The sequence below is a fragment of the Nocardia sp. CA-107356 genome (genome assembly GCF_050946365.1).
Lineage (GTDB): Bacteria > Actinomycetota > Actinomycetes > Mycobacteriales > Mycobacteriaceae > Nocardia.
On record NZ_CP191992.1, the window covers coordinates 7,995,466 to 8,010,708 of the forward strand.

The window sequence follows — 15,243 nt, forward strand, 5'->3', positions numbered from 1 at the left end:
GCCATCAGCGGGCATGAGCGGATTATCTTGGGACTATGCCCACCATGCCGGATCGGATACCGGCCGAAGGTGCCCACGATGCGTTGATCGGACACCTCGAGGCCCATATGGTCGTGCTGTCGTTCGTCGACAATGCGGGGATAACCAGAGTGAAGACGGTGCCGAAGGGGCGGCTGGCGCATGCCGCCAAATACGGCATCGGCGTGTCGCCCTGTTTCGAGACGTTCACCTTCGACGATCTGATGTCGGTCGGCCGCTATCTCGGCGGACCCGACGGCGATCTACGCCTGATTCCGGACCTGTCCCGGTTGACCGAACTCGCCTGTCAGCCGGGCTGGGCCTGGGTGCCCGCCGATAAGTTCACCCAGGACGGCACCCGCTTCGTCGCCTGTCAGCGTGCGTTCGCGACCCGACAGGCCAATGCGGCGCAGGAGTCGGGTCTGCGACTGTCGATGGCCTTCGAAACGGAGTGGGCGGTCGGGCGCGCGGATACCGAAAACGATTTCGTTCCAGCGCTATACGGGCCCGCCTACGGCATGATCCGGTTGGGCCAGGTGGCCGAGTACGCCAGCGATCTCGTCGCGGCATTGGAGCGCCAGGAGATCGCGGTCGATCAGTTCCATCCCGAGTACGCGCTCGCGCAGCTGGAGCTGTCCGTCGCCCCCAACGATCCGGTGGCGGCGGCCGACGATGCGGTCCTGCTCCGGCATACCATCCGCCAGATGAGCGCGCAATATGGCTGGCGCGCGCTGCTGGCGCCGTGCATCGAGCCCGGCGGCGCGGGTTCCGGGGCACACCTGCATCTTTCGCTCCACGATGAGCGGGGGCCGCTGTTCGCCGAGGGCGACGGGCCCTACGGCATGCGCCCCGTTGGCGAGGCCTTCCTGGCCGGTGTGCTGCGGGAACTGCCCGCGCTGGTCGCGGTCGGCGCCGGGAATCCGGCGAGTTTCCTGCGGCTACAGCCCTCGCGCTGGGCCGGGGTCTGGCAGTGCTGGGGTCGGGAGACCAGGGAGTCGGCGCTGCGCTTCATCACCGGTGTCAAGGGCACCGAAGAGTGGGCCGCCAATGCCGAAATCAAATGTTTCGACGCGACCGGCAATCCCTATCTGATCGTCGGCACGGTCATCGCCGCCGGACTCGCTGGCGTCGCCGAAGAGCTGCGGCTGCCCGCCGAAATCACCGGTGACCCGGTCGGATTCGACGCGGAACAACTCATGCTCTCCGGTGTGCGACGGCTGCCGACCAACTCCATGGAGGCCGCCGACGCACTTGCGGACTCCAAGGTGCTCACCGAGGCGCTCGGCGTCGAATTGCACGACGCACTGCTCACCGTGCGCCGCGCCGAGGCAGAACGCTATCGGGATATCAGCCCGGCCAAGGTGGTCGAGTTGACCCGGTGGCGGTTCTAGGTGCTGACCGATGGTGTCGCGCTCACCGATCACCACTGTCACGGCGTCGTAGCCGCAGATCTGGACCGGCCCGGTTTCGAGCGGCTGCTCAGTGAAGGGCGACGCGGCAGTTTCGATTCGGCGCTCGGTCTCGCGGTACGACGTTGGTGCGCACCGATTCTCGATCTGGAACCGCATGCGGATCCGGAGCGGTATCTGGCCCGCCGCGCCGAACTCGGCTGGCGCGAGGCGACCACCAGGCTCCTGCGCGCCACCGGCACCACCCGATGGTTCTTGGATACCGGATTCGGCGGCGGACGAGCGGAATTCGCGGCGGTCGCCGACGGGGAGGTGCGCGAGATCGTCCGACTCGAACACCTCGCCGAACAGGTGATCGCCGAAGTCGGTACGGAGACAATGCCGTTCGAGGATATCGAGACCGCCCTGCGCGGCCGGGCCGGAAATGCCGTCGGCCTCAAGACAATTGTCGCCTACCGCTGCGGACTCGACTTCCCACTCACCGACACCCCACCCGACACGATCACCCTCGAACGCCGCCTCACCGATCCGGCGATCCTGGGCTGGCTGGTCGGACTCGGCGCCCGCATCGGCGCGGAATTCGGCCTGCCCTTGCAATTCCACACCGGTTTCGGTGATACCGATCTGCGACTCCAGCACGCGGATCCGTTATTGCTCACCGACTTCCTGCGTGCCACAGCGGGCGCGGGATCATCGGTCGCACTGCTGCACTGCTGGCCCTTCCATCGCAATGCGGCCTACCTCGCGCATGCCTTCGACCACGTGCGACTCGACCTCGGCCTGACGATTCCCTATGTGGGACAGCGGGCCACGACGGTGCTCGCGGAAGCACTCGAGTTGGCTCCCTTCCACTCGATGCTCTATTCCTCTGACGGCTGCGGACTTCCGGAACTGCACTACCTCGGCGCGGTGCTGTGGCGGCGTGGCCTCGGCCGCCTGCTCGACGAGTGGATCGCCGAGGACATCATCACGACTGCCGACGCCGAACGACTCGTCACCGCGGTCGCGAACGGGAACGCCACCAGCACCTACCGCAACTGAACAACAGTGTGTGCTCATCAATAGCCAGATTTCGAAGAACAAACGGTTTCGCGCAATCCGACCCCGCTTCCGCGGCGATATCAGCGACAATCAGGAGGGCACGCCTCAATAGCTGGATATACGCGGAGGCGCGTTGGCGCGCGACGGAAGGTCCCCGCATCGACAGGAGATCCGGTTCGATGAAGCACTCGATCCTGACTGTCGGCCTGGCGAGTGGCCTGATGCTCGCCGCCGCGTGCGCGTACCGCACCGATGACACGCCATGGACCTTCACCATCGGCATCAAATTCGATCAGCCCGGGCTGTCGGTGATGGGCGAGGACGGGGTTCCGTACGGGTTCGACGTCGATACCGCGACCTATATCGCGAAATATCTCGGCGTCGAGGCCGAGCGGATCAGCTGGCGCGAGGCACCGTCGAATCGACGCGAAGAGCTGCTCGAGCGCGGCGAAGTGGATTTCGTCGTCGCGTCGTATTCGATCACCGCCGATCGGCAGAAGGCGGTCTCCTTCGCCGGACCGTATCTGCTCGCCGGTCAGGACCTGCTGGTCCGTCGCGACGAGGCTGGTATCGATCGGCCGGAGGCCCTCGACGGCCGGACCATCTGCACCGGCGAGGGATCCACCTCGGCCGATAAGATCAAGCGAGATTTCGCGACCGACGTGCTGGTCACCGTCGAGGAGACCTATTCGATCTGCGTGGACGAGTTGCGCGCTGGCGAGATCGACGCGGTCAGCACCGATGATGTGATCCTCGCCGGATTCGCCGCCCAGCATCCGGATGAACTGCGGGTCGTCGGACGCCCCTTCACCCGCGAGCGGTATGGCGTCGGTGTCAAAAAAGGCGACATCGGCCTGCAGCGCAGGATCACCCACGCCATTCAGGCGATGATCGCCGACGGCGCCTGGGACCGCGCGGTCGCCACGAATATCGAGCCGTCGGGCTATCGGCCACTGCCCGCGCCGATGGTCTTCAATCCGCCGGATGCGCGCACCACGACGAACAATCCGACCAGCCCGGATCCGGCGCTCGTCGCGGTCGTCGAACAACTGGCCGCGACGGCCAATGCCCGGCAGTGGCAATCCTTCGGCGCGCTCGTCTGCCCGGAGGCGCAGCAGGCCGTCGACGCGCTGCTCATGCAGTACACGCCGCAATACGACGGACGAATCGGCCCTGAGGTCGAAGAAGCGGGCTTCACCAACACGATTACCGGAATCACGCAGACCGGCCCCGATTCGGCGACCTTCCTCGCACACGAATCCTTCACCGATGTGCCCGCGAAATATCGGCAGTACTTCAAGGACATCGATTACACCGGGACGATGGCGCGCCGTGGCGGGACATGGAAGCTGTGCAGTCTGGCCGCCGATTTCGTGGAGCCGTAACCGGCGAAGAAATGACGTGCAGATAGCTGTACCGGGAATCTAGCGTTGAAGGGGAACACACCCGACCAGAAAGGACATTCCCCATGTTTCCCGTCGAGCTGCGCGGCACCAGGGCGCAGACACTCATGTGGGCCAACGAGCACGAGATCGAGCAGTCCGCGCTGCGGCAACTGCGAAATATCGCGCAACTGCCATGGGTCCACGGCGTCCGCGTCATGCCGGACGTGCACCTCGGCAAGGGGGCAACGGTCGGCTCGGTCATCGCCATGCGCGATGCGGTCGCGCCCGCGGCCGTCGGCGTCGATATCGGCTGCGGTATGGAGAGCGTCAAGACCGATCTCACCGCTGCCGACCTGCCCGACAATCTGCATTCGCTGCGCTCACGCATCGAAGCGGCGGTGCCGGTGGGGTTCCAGGCGCATAAGAATGCGGTCGATGTCGCGAAGCTGGGCGCGCAGTTCGCCGCCTCACACGGCGAATTGGCCAGGCACATCAGCGGCTGGGAGCGTTTCTGGTCCGAGTTCGGCGCATTGAATCCGGGCGTTCAGGCGCTGGAATCCAAGGCACACAGGCAAATCGGCTCGCTCGGCTCCGGCAACCACTTCATCGAGGTCTGCCTGGACGAGCACGACACGGTATGGGTCCTGCTGCACTCCGGTAGCCGCAATATCGGCAAGGAACTCGCCGAGCGGCATATGACCGTCGCGCGAGCACTACCGCACAACCAGGATCTGCCCGATCGCGATCTGGCCGTATTCCTTTCCGGCACACCGGAAATGGAAGCCTACCGGCGCGACCTCACCTGGGCGCAGGAATACGCCGCCCGCAACCGCGCGGTCATGCTGTCGCTGGTATGCGGTGCGGTGCGCGCGGAATTCGCCGGACGTGAGGTGCGTTTCGACGAGCCGATTTCTTGTCATCACAACTATGTGGCCGAGGAAGAGATCGACGGTGTGCCGATGCTGGTGACGCGGAAGGGCGCGGTGCGGGCTGGTGCTGGCGATCTGGCTTTGATCCCCGGCTCGATGGGTACGCGCTCATATGTGGTGCGTGGCAAGGGAAATCCGGCCTCGTTCCAGTCCGCGTCGCACGGTGCGGGTCGGCGGATGAGCCGGCACGCGGCGAAGAGGCAGTTCACCGTCGCCGATCTGATCGCGCAGACCGAGGGGGTGGAGTCGCGTAAGGACGCTGGTGTAGTCGATGAGATTCCGGCCGCGTACAAGGACATCGATGAGGTGATCGCCGCGCAGCGCGATCTGGTCGATATCGTCGCGACGCTGCGTCAGGTGCTGTGCGTCAAGGGCTGAACCGCCCCGGCGGAATTGCCTGATACAAATCGGGGCCGAATTGCGGTGCGCACAGCCGCAATTCGGCCCTGCACCTATTCAGCGCCGCCGAAATGTGCCAGCGACACCCGCGCCGATCAGCAGTACGCCCATGATGAATGGGAAGCCGCTCGTCACCCAGGTGATCAGCGCTAATCGCATCTCATCGGACAACATCGGTAGATCGTCGTGAATGATCCGCCACGTGTCGTCCGGGAACAGTAGGTACATGAACCCCGGCACCACACCCCAGACCAGACCGGCCAGTACCGTGCCCGCCGGTGAGTACGCGGCCAGCGCGGCCACCAAGAGCAGTAGCAGCGCCCCGCCGACGATCTGGAAGGTCGATTCGGCCCGATTGGCCGCTGATCCGAGAATGACCCACTGGCGGGTATCCAGCGCCGCATGCGCGGCAAGCCCGATCCCGATCGGGGTCACCACCAGCCCGACCAGAATGCCGACGACGGCCCGCCCGAACCCACCGGTGCTGCGGAATTGCGCACCGGGCGGAGACCAACCCGGCAGTGGGTCGTAGTTGGTCATGGTTACCTCCTGCGCGGTCCCACGGTGCCGAGCAATCGTCTCATCCTATTGTCCGTTGCCCAGGGGTATTTCGCCGTTTTCGCCGCGCTGGCCGCACGGGAGTGTCGGTGTCCGCCGGTAACGATCGCGATCCTCGATCCGCCGATCCTTGCGTCGAGCGGATACCGCACAACACGGTCGTCGGTATCGATGTCGGAGGCATCGGGCACGATGGAGCCATGACCACGGCGGCCGGTACGTCAGCGATCGACCTCACCGCTCCCGACCTGCGGGAGCGGGCCGAGGAGCTGCTGCGCGATCTCGCGGGACCAGGGGCGAAGCTGCGCGAGGATCAGTGGACGGCGATCGAGGCACTGATCGTGCAACGGCGGCGGGCGCTGGTGGTGCAGCGCACCGGCTGGGGCAAGTCGGCGGTGTATTTCATCGCGGCCAAGCTGTTGCGGCGGGCGGGACGCGGCCCGACGGTGATCGTGTCGCCGCTGCTCGCACTGATGCGCAACCAGGTCGCGGCCGCCGAACGCGCGGGCGTCGTCGCGGCGACCATCAACTCCGGCAATGTCACCGAATGGGACGAGATCCACGATCGGGTGGCCGCGGGCGACGTGGACGTGCTGCTGGTCAGCCCGGAGCGGCTGAACAATCCGGACTTCCGTGACCAGGTGCTGCCGAAGCTGGCCGCCGATGCCGGACTGGTCGTGATCGACGAGGCGCACTGCGTCTCCGACTGGGGTCACGATTTCCGGCCCGACTACCGCCGCATCCGCACCTTGATCGCCGATCTCGGTTCCGATGTGCCGGTGCTCGCCACCACCGCGACCGCCAACGACCGGGTGGTCACCGATGTCGCGACCCAGATCGGCACGGACACCCTGGTACTGCGCGGCACCCTGGATCGCGAATCGCTGCATCTGTCGGTGGTCCGCTTCGATGACGCGGTCGAGCGCACCGCCTGGCTGAGCGGGCACCTCGGCCGGCTGACGGGCTCCGGCATCGTCTACACCCTCACCGTCGCCGCCGCACACGATCTCGCCGACCTGCTGAATGCGCACGGGCACAATGTCGCCGCCTACACCGGGCAGACCGATACCGCCGAACGCGAGGTGCTGGAGGCGGCGCTGCTCGATAACGAGGTGAAGGCGCTCATCGCCACCTCCGCGCTCGGCATGGGCTTCGACAAACCCGATCTCGGATTCGTGGTGCATGTCGGCGCGCCGTCCTCCCCTATTGCCTACTACCAGCAGGTCGGCCGTGCGGGACGCGGCACCGATCGCGCCGAGGTGGTGCTGCTGCCCGGGCCCGAGGATGCCAGGATCTGGAGTTACTTCGCCTCCGTCGCCTTCCCGCGCGAACATATCGTGCGCTCGGTACTCGACGCGTTGGATTTCGATCGGGCCATCTCGACGGCCGCACTGGAACCGCTGGTGGAGCTGAACCGCTCGCGACTGGAGATGGTGCTCAAGGTCCTCGATGTCGACGGTGCGGTGCGCCGGGTACGCGGCGGCTGGATCGCCACCGGAGCGCCGTGGACCTACGACACCGAACGCTATGAACGCCTGGCCGCGGCTCGCGAGGTCGAACAGCAGGCGATGATCGACTATCAGAGCACCACCGGCTGCCGGATGCAGTTCCTGCGCCGCCAGCTCGATGACCCGGGATTGCCCGCACTGGAGGGCAATGCGCCCGGTTGCGGCCGCTGCGACAACTGCACCGGCACCCGGCTCGATACCACCATCGACTCCTCGGCGATCGCCGCGACCCGCGCCCGGCTCGACCGTCCCGGTCTCGATCTCGCCCCGCGCAAGCAGTGGCCCACCGGGATGGCGAAACTCGGCATCCCATTGTCCGGCAAGATCACCAATGGCGCGGAGACCGGTCGAGCTCTCGGCAGACTCACCGACCTCGGTTGGGGCCAGCGCCTGCGCGCCCTGCTCGACGCTCCCGACGATCCGGTTCCGGATGCGGTCTTCGACGCCTGCATCGCCGTATTGCGCGAGTGGAAGTGGGCGACCCGCCCGACCGCGGTCATGGCCCTCGAATCGCACCGCTATCCAGTACTCACCGCCACCCTCGCGGCCCGCCTCGCCGAGATCGGTCGCCTCCGTGACCTCGGCACTTTGCGGCTGCGGCCGGACCGGCCGCCGGTATCGGCCGCGAACTCCGCGCACCGGGTGGCGGGGCTGTTCGACTCCTGGTCGATCCCGGACCCGATTTCGGCCGACGGGCCGATTCTGCTGGTCGACGCCCTTTCCGATACCGGCTGGACGCTCACCGTGGCCGCCCACTCGCTCCGGAATGCGGGCGCACCGGCAGTTCTGCCGTTCGTGCTGGCCACCCAGACGTAGTCGGTTTCGGCCGGATTGTGGCGGCCGGCGGCTCCTCGAGCCCGACGTTCGCCACTAAATAACTGACAACCTAGCGAATCTTTGGCGAACGTGCGTTTCGGACCGGGTTCGATAGGTCACGATATCCCCATGAACTCGAACATGCCCGCAGAAAGGCTGCTCAGAGAGGTCATCGCGCGGTATGGCTCGGCCGAGGCGTTCTTCGAAACCTTGGACAACCTGCGCATCGACCCGGTCGCCGACACCATCGAGCTACCGCCCATGCCGGAGCTGCACGGGCACGACTGAGCGGGAGCCGACGGCTACCGGCCGCGCCTCACTGGCGCGCGTCCGGTAGTCGAAGCGTCGGCGGGTCCGGTTCCAATCGCTTGGTGTCGCTGAGCCGGTCATCGGGCGGTAGCGGCGTGCGCGGCTCGCGGACACCCGCGGCGCCGCCACCGGCTTCGCCGGGACCCCGACCGCCACCGGCGGGCACCCCGCGTCCGAACAATCGACGAATCGCTCGCATCAGCTTGGTCATCATCTCGTCAGTGTGCGCCCATTCGAGCTCGGTTGGCACCGGTGTTCACAACCGGCGAAGCTGCGGGTCAGCGGGTCGCGGCGAGTAGTTCGACGATCTCGGCGGTGGTGCCGGTCTCGCCGAGGCGCGGGAAGATCTTGGTGATGCTGTGCCGATGGGCCTCGGCATCGGAGTCGGTCATGGCATCGACGGCCAGGGTGATGTGGTAGCCGTGTTCGTGCGCGGCGCGGGCGGTGGATTCGACGCCGATGCTGGTGGCGATCCCGGCCAGCACGATCTGGGTGATGCCGCGACGGCGCAATTGCAGGTCGAGGTCGGTGCCGTAGAACGCGCCCCAATTGCGTTTGGTGACGTGGATGTCCTCCGGATGACCGGTGAGATCGTCCACGATCCGATCCCAGCCCTCGGGCGGATTGCCACCCGGGAACGGAAATTCATTGCGCCCCTTCACTTGATCGGCACCATCGGCCGCGAACGAGACCCGCACCAGCACCACCGGCAGGCCGTGCTCGCGGAAGGCGTTGGCGAGCGCCGCGGAGTTCTCGATGACCGCAGCGGCCGAATGCGGTTGGCGCGGTGCGGCGACGATGCCGTGCTGGAGATCGATGATGACCAGTGCGGTGCGCTCGTCGAGTGTGGTGACCGGCATGATGAGACCTTTCTGAGGCGAATTATCGTGGGATATAGGAAGATCAGGCCGCCACGCGCGCGAGTGAGCGATCCGCGATCGTGACGATCACCAGCAGCACCGAGACGACGAGCAGCAGCACCGCCAACTCGTGCACCCCGGCACTATCCGCGACATGCGGGAATACAGCCGCATCGGCCGCTGCCGCGATCAACGCACCGAGATACATTCCGGTGCGCAACAATCCGGCCGATGACGCCATCCGCGCCGGATCGGCCTGGTAGTACAGCGCATTCTGATTGGCGAGTCCGTTGAGTCCCTGGGGCAGCCCGATCAGCACGCCGAGCGCCATCAACAGCCAGATCCCGGTGTGCGGACCGAGCAGCAGCAGGCATGCGCACGCCGCGACCTGCAGCAGACCACCCGCGATGAGCTTGCCGCGCACCTGCCGACGCCGCCCGGTGATCGCGGTAATCGCGATGGCGCTCAACGACATCGGCAAAAGCACCAGCCCGGCCACGGACGCGCTCAGCGACCGCCCCTGCTCCAGCCATTGGGTAAAGCCATAGAGGAACGCATAGGCGGTGACGAAGGCGAGCACCTGACGGCCGTAGGTGGCCAACAACGGCGCATTACCGCCGAGCACCCGCAGATCGATGAACGGCTCGGCGGCACGCAGCTCCCGCAGCACGAACACCAGCCCGGCCACACCGGCGATCACCAGCAGATACCAATGCGCGACAGCCGGTTTCATCAGAAACAGCATCGAAGCGACAAGCGCACCCGCGAACAGCACCATGCCCGCGATATCCACACCGCCGCCCTGCCACGCCCGCACCGCCGCGGGCAATTCGGCCACCTCGGGCATGCGCATCCGCCCGAGCACGAGGCACGCCAACGACAACGGCACATTGATGGTGAAGATCAGATGCCAACCACCGACGCCGATCAGCACCCCACCCAGCGTCGGCCCGACCACCGCCATCACCTGATTGGCGATCGACAATACGGCCAGCACCCCGGCCGGGCTCTGCGCTCCGGTCCGCTCGGATTCGCTGCGCAACAGGAACATCGAGGCCGGATAGGCCGCCGAGGTGCCGAATCCGAGCAGCACCCTGGACAGGATCAGCACGCCGAGACCGGGCGCGAGCGCACCCAGCACGCCCGCGATACCGACCAGTGCGGTGCCGATCAGATAGAGCTTGCGCGGCCCGTATCGGTCGACGAGCCGCCCGATGACCGGCTGCCCGACCGCGGTCGCCAGGTAGAGAGCCGAGACCAACCAGATGGTCTGCGACGGCGGTGCGCCGAACGCCTTCCCGATGGGCACCAGCGCCACCGCGAGCATCGAGGAGTTGATCGGGTTCAGAATCGAACCGAGGATCATCGGTGCGATCAGCCTGCGATCGAATCCCGTTGCGCCAGTGGACAGGCCGGAGTCCTGCTGCTCGACGGCCGTCATGATTGCGCCACGTCGTCCAGTAATGCGAGTGCCTCGAGGATGGTGCGCCGTTGCGCCTCCGTACACCGCTGCTGCAGCGTCCGAGCCAACCACTCCTGGCGCACCTGCCGCTCACCCCGCAGTCGCTCGCGCCCCGCGGCAGTCAACGACAGCAATTGCCTGCGCCCGTCCGCGGGATCCGGACGGCGCTCGACGAACCCGTAGCGATCCAGTGCCGCGATCGTCATCGCCATCGACTGCGGCCGCACGCGTTCGGCCGCGGCCAGATCGCTGGTCGACGCCACACCGTCCTTGTCCAAGCGGCTGAGCACCGCCGTCTGCGATGGGGTGAGGTCGTCATCGGCGGCCAGTTCACGCATGCGCCGTCGCAGCCTGCCGAAGACGATCCGCACCTCGGCGGCGGCCCGGACGGCGGATTCGGAGATCTTCTCGTCCATGTGCACGACTCTAGTTTATTCAGTTCAAACTGTACAGTTTCACCTGCACAGTTCGAGCTGCATATCACGCGGATGCGCGCGGTCGACCCGTGCAGCCGTTATCGTCGGACGGGTGGCCAGTAAGTCCGCGTCGCCCGCCATCGAACTCGATGTCGGCGACCGCACCGTCCGCATCTCCAACCCGGACCGGATCTACTTCCCGGAGTCCGGCGCAACCAAGCTCGACCTGGTGCAGTACTACCTGAGCGTCGGGGACGGCATCGTCCGCGCGCTGCGGGACCGGCCCTGCATGCTGCACCGGTTTCCCAAGGGGCTCGCGGGCGACAAGGTGCATCAGAAGCGGCTGCCCGCGGGTGCGCCGGACTGGATTCCGACGGTGCGGGTCTTCTTCCCGCGCTACGGCAGGCATGCGGACGAACTCTGCGTGGACAAGTTGGCCGATGTCATCTGGGCCGTGCAGATGTCGACCGTCGAATTCCATCCATGGAACTCCCGCCGCGCCGACACCGAGCGACCCGACGAATGGCGGATCGATCTGGATCCGATGCCGGATTGTCCGTGGTCGCGGGTGCAGCGGGTGGCGGGCGTCGCACACGAGGTGCTCGACGAGCTGGGTGCGGTCGGCTGGCCGAAGACCTCCGGCGGCAAAGGCCTGCACATCTACGTCCGCATCGCACCGGAGTGGGGTTTCACCGAGGTGCGGCGGGCGGCACTCGCCTTCGCGCACGAGGTCGAGCGGCGCGCCCCCGACGATGTGACGACCACTTGGTGGCGCAAGGACCGCGATCCGAAGCTGCTGTTCGTCGACTACAACCAGAATGCCCGCGACCACACCATCGCCGCCGCCTATTCGGTGCGTGGCGTACCGGAGGCGACGGTATCCACCCCCGTCCGCTGGGATGAGATATCGGATATCGAACCGCAGGACTTCACCATGAAAACCGTCCCCGCTCGCTTCGCCGAATTCGGCGATCTGCACGAGGGCATCGACGACGCGGTGTTCCGCATCGATCACCTGCTGGAATGGGCCGAGCGCGACAACCTGGAAGTCGACCTCGACGAGCAGGACTAGCAGCCAACGGCCGTTGCACCCGCCGGTGCTACCGTTCGCTTCGGAGTCGGCCGCATGCTGCGCGGTCTCGCCCGCGATAGGAGGTCATCCATGAGCCCCACCGAGGTTCCGGTTCCGATCGCGATCGGCCCGTCCACCCCCGCTCCGACATTGCTGCGCAAGGCCGTCGTCGAAAGCGGCGCGACGGTCGCGGATCTGACCGAGGCCAGGGCGCTGATCTGGTCCGGTGGTCCCGGCGAGTTCCCGGACGAACTGCCGGGCACCGTCGAATGGGTGCAGCTACCGGCGGCCGGTGTCGAGGACTGGTTCACCGCGGGCATTTTCGCCCGCCACCCCGACGTTCGATTCACCTCCGCCGCAGGCGCTTTCGCCGCCAGCGTGGCCGAACACGCACTGATGCTGCTGCTCGCCGGAGTGCGCTATCTGCCCGAACATCTACACGCCGGGAGTTGGCGGCAACAGGAGTTCTTTCCCCACGTCGACACCCTGCGCGGTAAGACCGTGGCGATCGTCGGCGCGGGCGGTATCGGCCGCGCACTGATCCCCATGCTCATTCCGCTCGGCGTGCACGTCATCGCCGTCAACCGCTCCGGCAGACCGGTAACCGGCCCTGGCATCCCCGATACCGTCGAGACGATCCCCGCCGATCAGCTCGCCCGCATCTGGCCCCGCACCGACCACGTTGTCATCGCCGCCCCGGCCACCGCCGCCACCCGCCATCTGGTCGGCGCCGACGAACTCGCCCGCCTCAAGCCGACGTCCTGGATCGTCAATGTCGCGCGCGGCAGCCTGATCGATACCGACGCGCTGGTGGCCGCGCTGGCCGCGGGCGCGATCGGCGGCGCCGGCCTCGACGTCACCGACCCGGAACCCCTCCCCGACGGCCACCCCCTCTGGGTGCTCCCGAATGCCATTGTCACCCCGCATGATTCGAATCCCCCGCAACTGAGACTCGCCGCCTTCGCCGATCACGTGTCGGAGAACGTGCTGCGTTTCGTCGAAGGCCGAAACCTCCTCGCGCCGATCGACCCGGGCCGCGGCTACTGAGACGACCACCACCCGAAACGCGGCCGCACCGACGGACGTGGACGGCATTGCCGACACTGTGATCAGCCTGTTTTAAATGTGCCATTGACAACTGGCACATTCATCGATGACGCTGAGTGCATGACAAGGTCAACGAGGACCTCGGTCCCCGGCGTTCCGACGGTGCCATCGGTACGGTCCAGACTCGCTGCCACGGCATGCGAGATCGGGCTGCGGCCGCTGAACAACGCGGTACCCATGAACGCACCGGGAGTGTGGTTCGCACGCAAGCTGATCGCGACGATCATGGCCACGGCGGGTCCACCGTCGCGGGGCACGGCCGTCACGCAGGTACGGTCCGGCATGGTCCGCGGCGAATGGGTCCGTGCTCCCGGCGTGGATTTCGGTCCGCGCGCCATCTACTACGTCCACGGCAGCGGCTATGTGCTCTGTTCGACCCGCACTCATCGCGGACTCGCCGCACAGCTGTCGAAGAAGACCGGGCTGCCGGTCTTCCTCACCGACTACCGGCTCGCACCGGAGCATCGGTTTCCGGCCGCCGCCGATGATGTCGAGGCCGGATACCGCTGGCTGCTCGACCGCGGTTTCGCCGCGCACGACCTGGCGATCGCCTGCGATTCGGCGGGCGGACATCTGGCACTGGATCTGCTGATCGAGAACGAACGCCATAACCGGCCGCAACCCGCCGCCGTCACGATGTTCTCCCCGCTGCTCGATCTGACCCTCGGACTGGCCGCCGAACAGGAACGGCGGCACCGGGATCCGGTCATCTCGGCACGCGCGGCCAGCCGACTCCCGCACGCCTACACCCGCGGTCTGCCCGTCGACGCACCGCGGCTGCGGCTGCGGGTGCCACCCGGTATGGCCTTGCCACCGATGCTGATCCAGGCGGGCGGCGCCGAAATGCTCAGTGCCGATGCACGACACCTGTACGAGATGGTGCGGGACGCGGGCGGCAATTGTGAACTCGAGATCTGGCCCGGCCAGGTGCACGTCTTCCAGGCGCTGCCGCTGCTGGTGCCCGAGGCCGACAGGGCATTGGATCGGGCCGCCGAATTCCTGTGTACCGCACTGATTTCCCACACCACCACGAAGAAGGTGAGCTGATATGTTCGGACTGGAAAGGCTCATCCCGATCGGGATCCGGCCGCGCCGCAGCCACGGCGCTCGCGCGGTGGTGACCGGCGCTGGCAGCGGCATCGGCCGGGCCTTCGCACTGGAAATCGCCGCCCGCGGTGGGCAGGTGATCTGCGCCGATATCGATGAATCCCGCGCCGACGAGACCGTCGCACTCATCGAACGCGACCACCCGGGCGCCGCTCATGCCTTCCGGTGCGATGTTTCCCAGCGTGCGGACGTGGAGGTGCTTGCGCGCTTCGCCGAATCATTGTTCGAGCGCCCGGTCACGCTGGTGGTCAACAATGCTGGCGTCGGCATCGGTGGAAAGCATGTCGGCGAGATCGGTTTCAGCGACTGGGAATGGGCCCTCGGCATCAACCTGTGGGGCGTGGTGCACGGCTGCGAGATCTTCGCGCCGCAGCTGCGCGCCGCTCGCCGCGGCGGAATCATCAATGTCGCCTCGGCGGCCGCCTTCGCCGCCGCGCCGTCGATGGCGGTCTACAACGCGTCCAAGGCCGCGGTGCTATCGCTGTCGGAGACCATGGCCGCCGAAATGAGCGGCACCGGGGTCGCGGTCACCGTGCTGTGCCCGACCTTCGTCAAAACCAATGTGGCACGCGACGGCCGCATCACCGAACACTCGGCCCGACTGGCCGACACCCTCATGCGCCTGACCGGCTTCTCCCCCGACCGGGTCGCGCGCACCACCCTCGACGCCCATGACCGCGGCCAGCTGTATGTGCTGCCGCAGCTGGACGCACACCTCATCTGGCGGCTCAAACGCTACTTCCCCGCCCAGTACACCTATGCCCTCGGGCTCCTGGATCGGCTACTGCCACAGGAGAACTCGACCACCACGGACCGGTCCGCGGTCTCCGATAAGACGGGAGTCTGA

15 protein-coding genes are annotated in these 15,243 nt (G+C 66.7%); 10 read left to right on the forward strand and 5 right to left on the reverse strand.

Annotation, left to right across the window (positions count from 1 at the left end; all coding sequences use genetic code 11):
* The first annotated feature begins 35 nt into the window (after nucleotides 1-35).
* The 4 genes from ACQP1G_RS36110 to ACQP1G_RS36125 all read left to right on the forward strand — a co-directional run bounded on the left by ACQP1G_RS36110 (nucleotide 36) and on the right by ACQP1G_RS36125 (nucleotide 5,160).
* Complete coding sequence (locus ACQP1G_RS36110; RefSeq protein ID WP_433194155.1) at nucleotides 36-1,409, forward strand: glutamine synthetase; 1,374 nt, start codon at nucleotides 36-38, stop codon at nucleotides 1,407-1,409.
* Nucleotides 1,410-2,468, forward strand: a complete 1,059-nt coding sequence (locus ACQP1G_RS36115) for an amidohydrolase family protein (protein WP_433194156.1) — start codon at nucleotides 1,410-1,412, stop codon at nucleotides 2,466-2,468.
* Nucleotides 2,469-2,647: 179 nt separating this feature from the next.
* Nucleotides 2,648-3,853, forward strand: a complete 1,206-nt coding sequence (locus tag ACQP1G_RS36120; protein ID WP_433194157.1) for a glutamate ABC transporter substrate-binding protein — start codon at nucleotides 2,648-2,650, stop codon at nucleotides 3,851-3,853.
* Between the two features lie 83 nt (nucleotides 3,854-3,936).
* Nucleotides 3,937-5,160, forward strand: a complete 1,224-nt coding sequence (locus tag ACQP1G_RS36125; protein WP_433194158.1) for an RtcB family protein — start codon at nucleotides 3,937-3,939, stop codon at nucleotides 5,158-5,160.
* Nucleotides 5,161-5,238: 78 nt separating this feature from the next.
* Here the strand turns inward: ACQP1G_RS36125 and ACQP1G_RS36130 are convergent, their stop codons facing one another.
* Nucleotides 5,239-5,721, reverse strand: a complete 483-nt coding sequence (locus tag ACQP1G_RS36130; RefSeq protein WP_433194159.1) for a hypothetical protein — start codon at nucleotides 5,719-5,721, stop codon at nucleotides 5,239-5,241.
* A 218-nt stretch (nucleotides 5,722-5,939) separates the two neighbouring features.
* Between ACQP1G_RS36130 and ACQP1G_RS36135 the strand changes: the two genes are divergently transcribed.
* Both ACQP1G_RS36135 and ACQP1G_RS36140 read left to right on the forward strand, forming a co-directional pair.
* Nucleotides 5,940-8,063 carry a RecQ family ATP-dependent DNA helicase gene (locus ACQP1G_RS36135; RefSeq protein ID WP_433194160.1) on the forward strand — a complete coding sequence of 708 codons (2,124 nt, stop codon included), beginning with the start codon at nucleotides 5,940-5,942 and terminating at the stop codon, nucleotides 8,061-8,063.
* A 129-nt stretch (nucleotides 8,064-8,192) separates the two neighbouring features.
* Nucleotides 8,193-8,351, forward strand: a complete 159-nt coding sequence (locus ACQP1G_RS36140) for a hypothetical protein (RefSeq protein WP_433194161.1) — start codon at nucleotides 8,193-8,195, stop codon at nucleotides 8,349-8,351.
* Between the two features lie 28 nt (nucleotides 8,352-8,379).
* Here ACQP1G_RS36140 and ACQP1G_RS36145 read toward each other — a convergent pair whose 3' ends face one another.
* The 4 genes from ACQP1G_RS36145 to ACQP1G_RS36160 all read right to left on the reverse strand — a co-directional run bounded on the left by ACQP1G_RS36145 (nucleotide 8,380) and on the right by ACQP1G_RS36160 (nucleotide 11,110).
* Entirely contained in the window at nucleotides 8,380-8,586 is a 207-nt protein-coding gene (locus ACQP1G_RS36145) for a hypothetical protein (protein ID WP_433194162.1), read from the reverse strand.
* A gap of 64 nt (nucleotides 8,587-8,650) precedes the next feature.
* Nucleotides 8,651-9,232 (reverse strand): hydrolase, encoded by a 582-nt coding sequence (locus tag ACQP1G_RS36150; RefSeq protein WP_433194163.1) that lies wholly within the window; start codon nucleotides 9,230-9,232, stop codon nucleotides 8,651-8,653.
* 43 nt (nucleotides 9,233-9,275) lie between these two features.
* Nucleotides 9,276-10,673, reverse strand: coding sequence for an MFS transporter (locus ACQP1G_RS36155; protein ID WP_433194164.1), 1,398 nt, complete (start codon nucleotides 10,671-10,673; stop codon nucleotides 9,276-9,278).
* Nucleotides 10,670-11,110: a MarR family winged helix-turn-helix transcriptional regulator gene (locus ACQP1G_RS36160; protein WP_433194165.1), complete on the reverse strand. Its 441-nt coding sequence runs from the start codon at nucleotides 11,108-11,110 to the stop codon at nucleotides 10,670-10,672. Before ACQP1G_RS36160 ends, ACQP1G_RS36155 begins: the two co-directional genes overlap by 4 nt.
* Before the next feature lie 112 nt (nucleotides 11,111-11,222).
* On the opposite strand from ACQP1G_RS36160, the gene ligD reads away from it, so the two are divergent.
* The 4 genes from ligD to ACQP1G_RS36180 all read left to right on the forward strand — a co-directional run bounded on the left by ligD (nucleotide 11,223) and on the right by ACQP1G_RS36180 (nucleotide 15,243).
* Nucleotides 11,223-12,182, forward strand: coding sequence for a non-homologous end-joining DNA ligase (ligD, locus tag ACQP1G_RS36165; protein ID WP_433194166.1), 960 nt, complete (start codon nucleotides 11,223-11,225; stop codon nucleotides 12,180-12,182).
* A gap of 90 nt (nucleotides 12,183-12,272) precedes the next feature.
* Nucleotides 12,273-13,229 carry a D-isomer specific 2-hydroxyacid dehydrogenase family protein gene (locus ACQP1G_RS36170; protein WP_433194167.1) on the forward strand — a complete coding sequence of 319 codons (957 nt, stop codon included), beginning with the start codon at nucleotides 12,273-12,275 and terminating at the stop codon, nucleotides 13,227-13,229.
* Nucleotides 13,230-13,349: 120 nt separating this feature from the next.
* On the forward strand, nucleotides 13,350-14,336 hold the full coding sequence (locus ACQP1G_RS36175; RefSeq protein WP_433194168.1) for an alpha/beta hydrolase: 987 nt from the start codon (nucleotides 13,350-13,352) through the stop codon (nucleotides 14,334-14,336).
* A 1-nt stretch (nucleotide 14,337) separates the two neighbouring features.
* Nucleotides 14,338-15,243 carry an SDR family NAD(P)-dependent oxidoreductase gene (locus tag ACQP1G_RS36180; RefSeq protein WP_433194169.1) on the forward strand — a complete coding sequence of 302 codons (906 nt, stop codon included), beginning with the start codon at nucleotides 14,338-14,340 and terminating at the stop codon, nucleotides 15,241-15,243.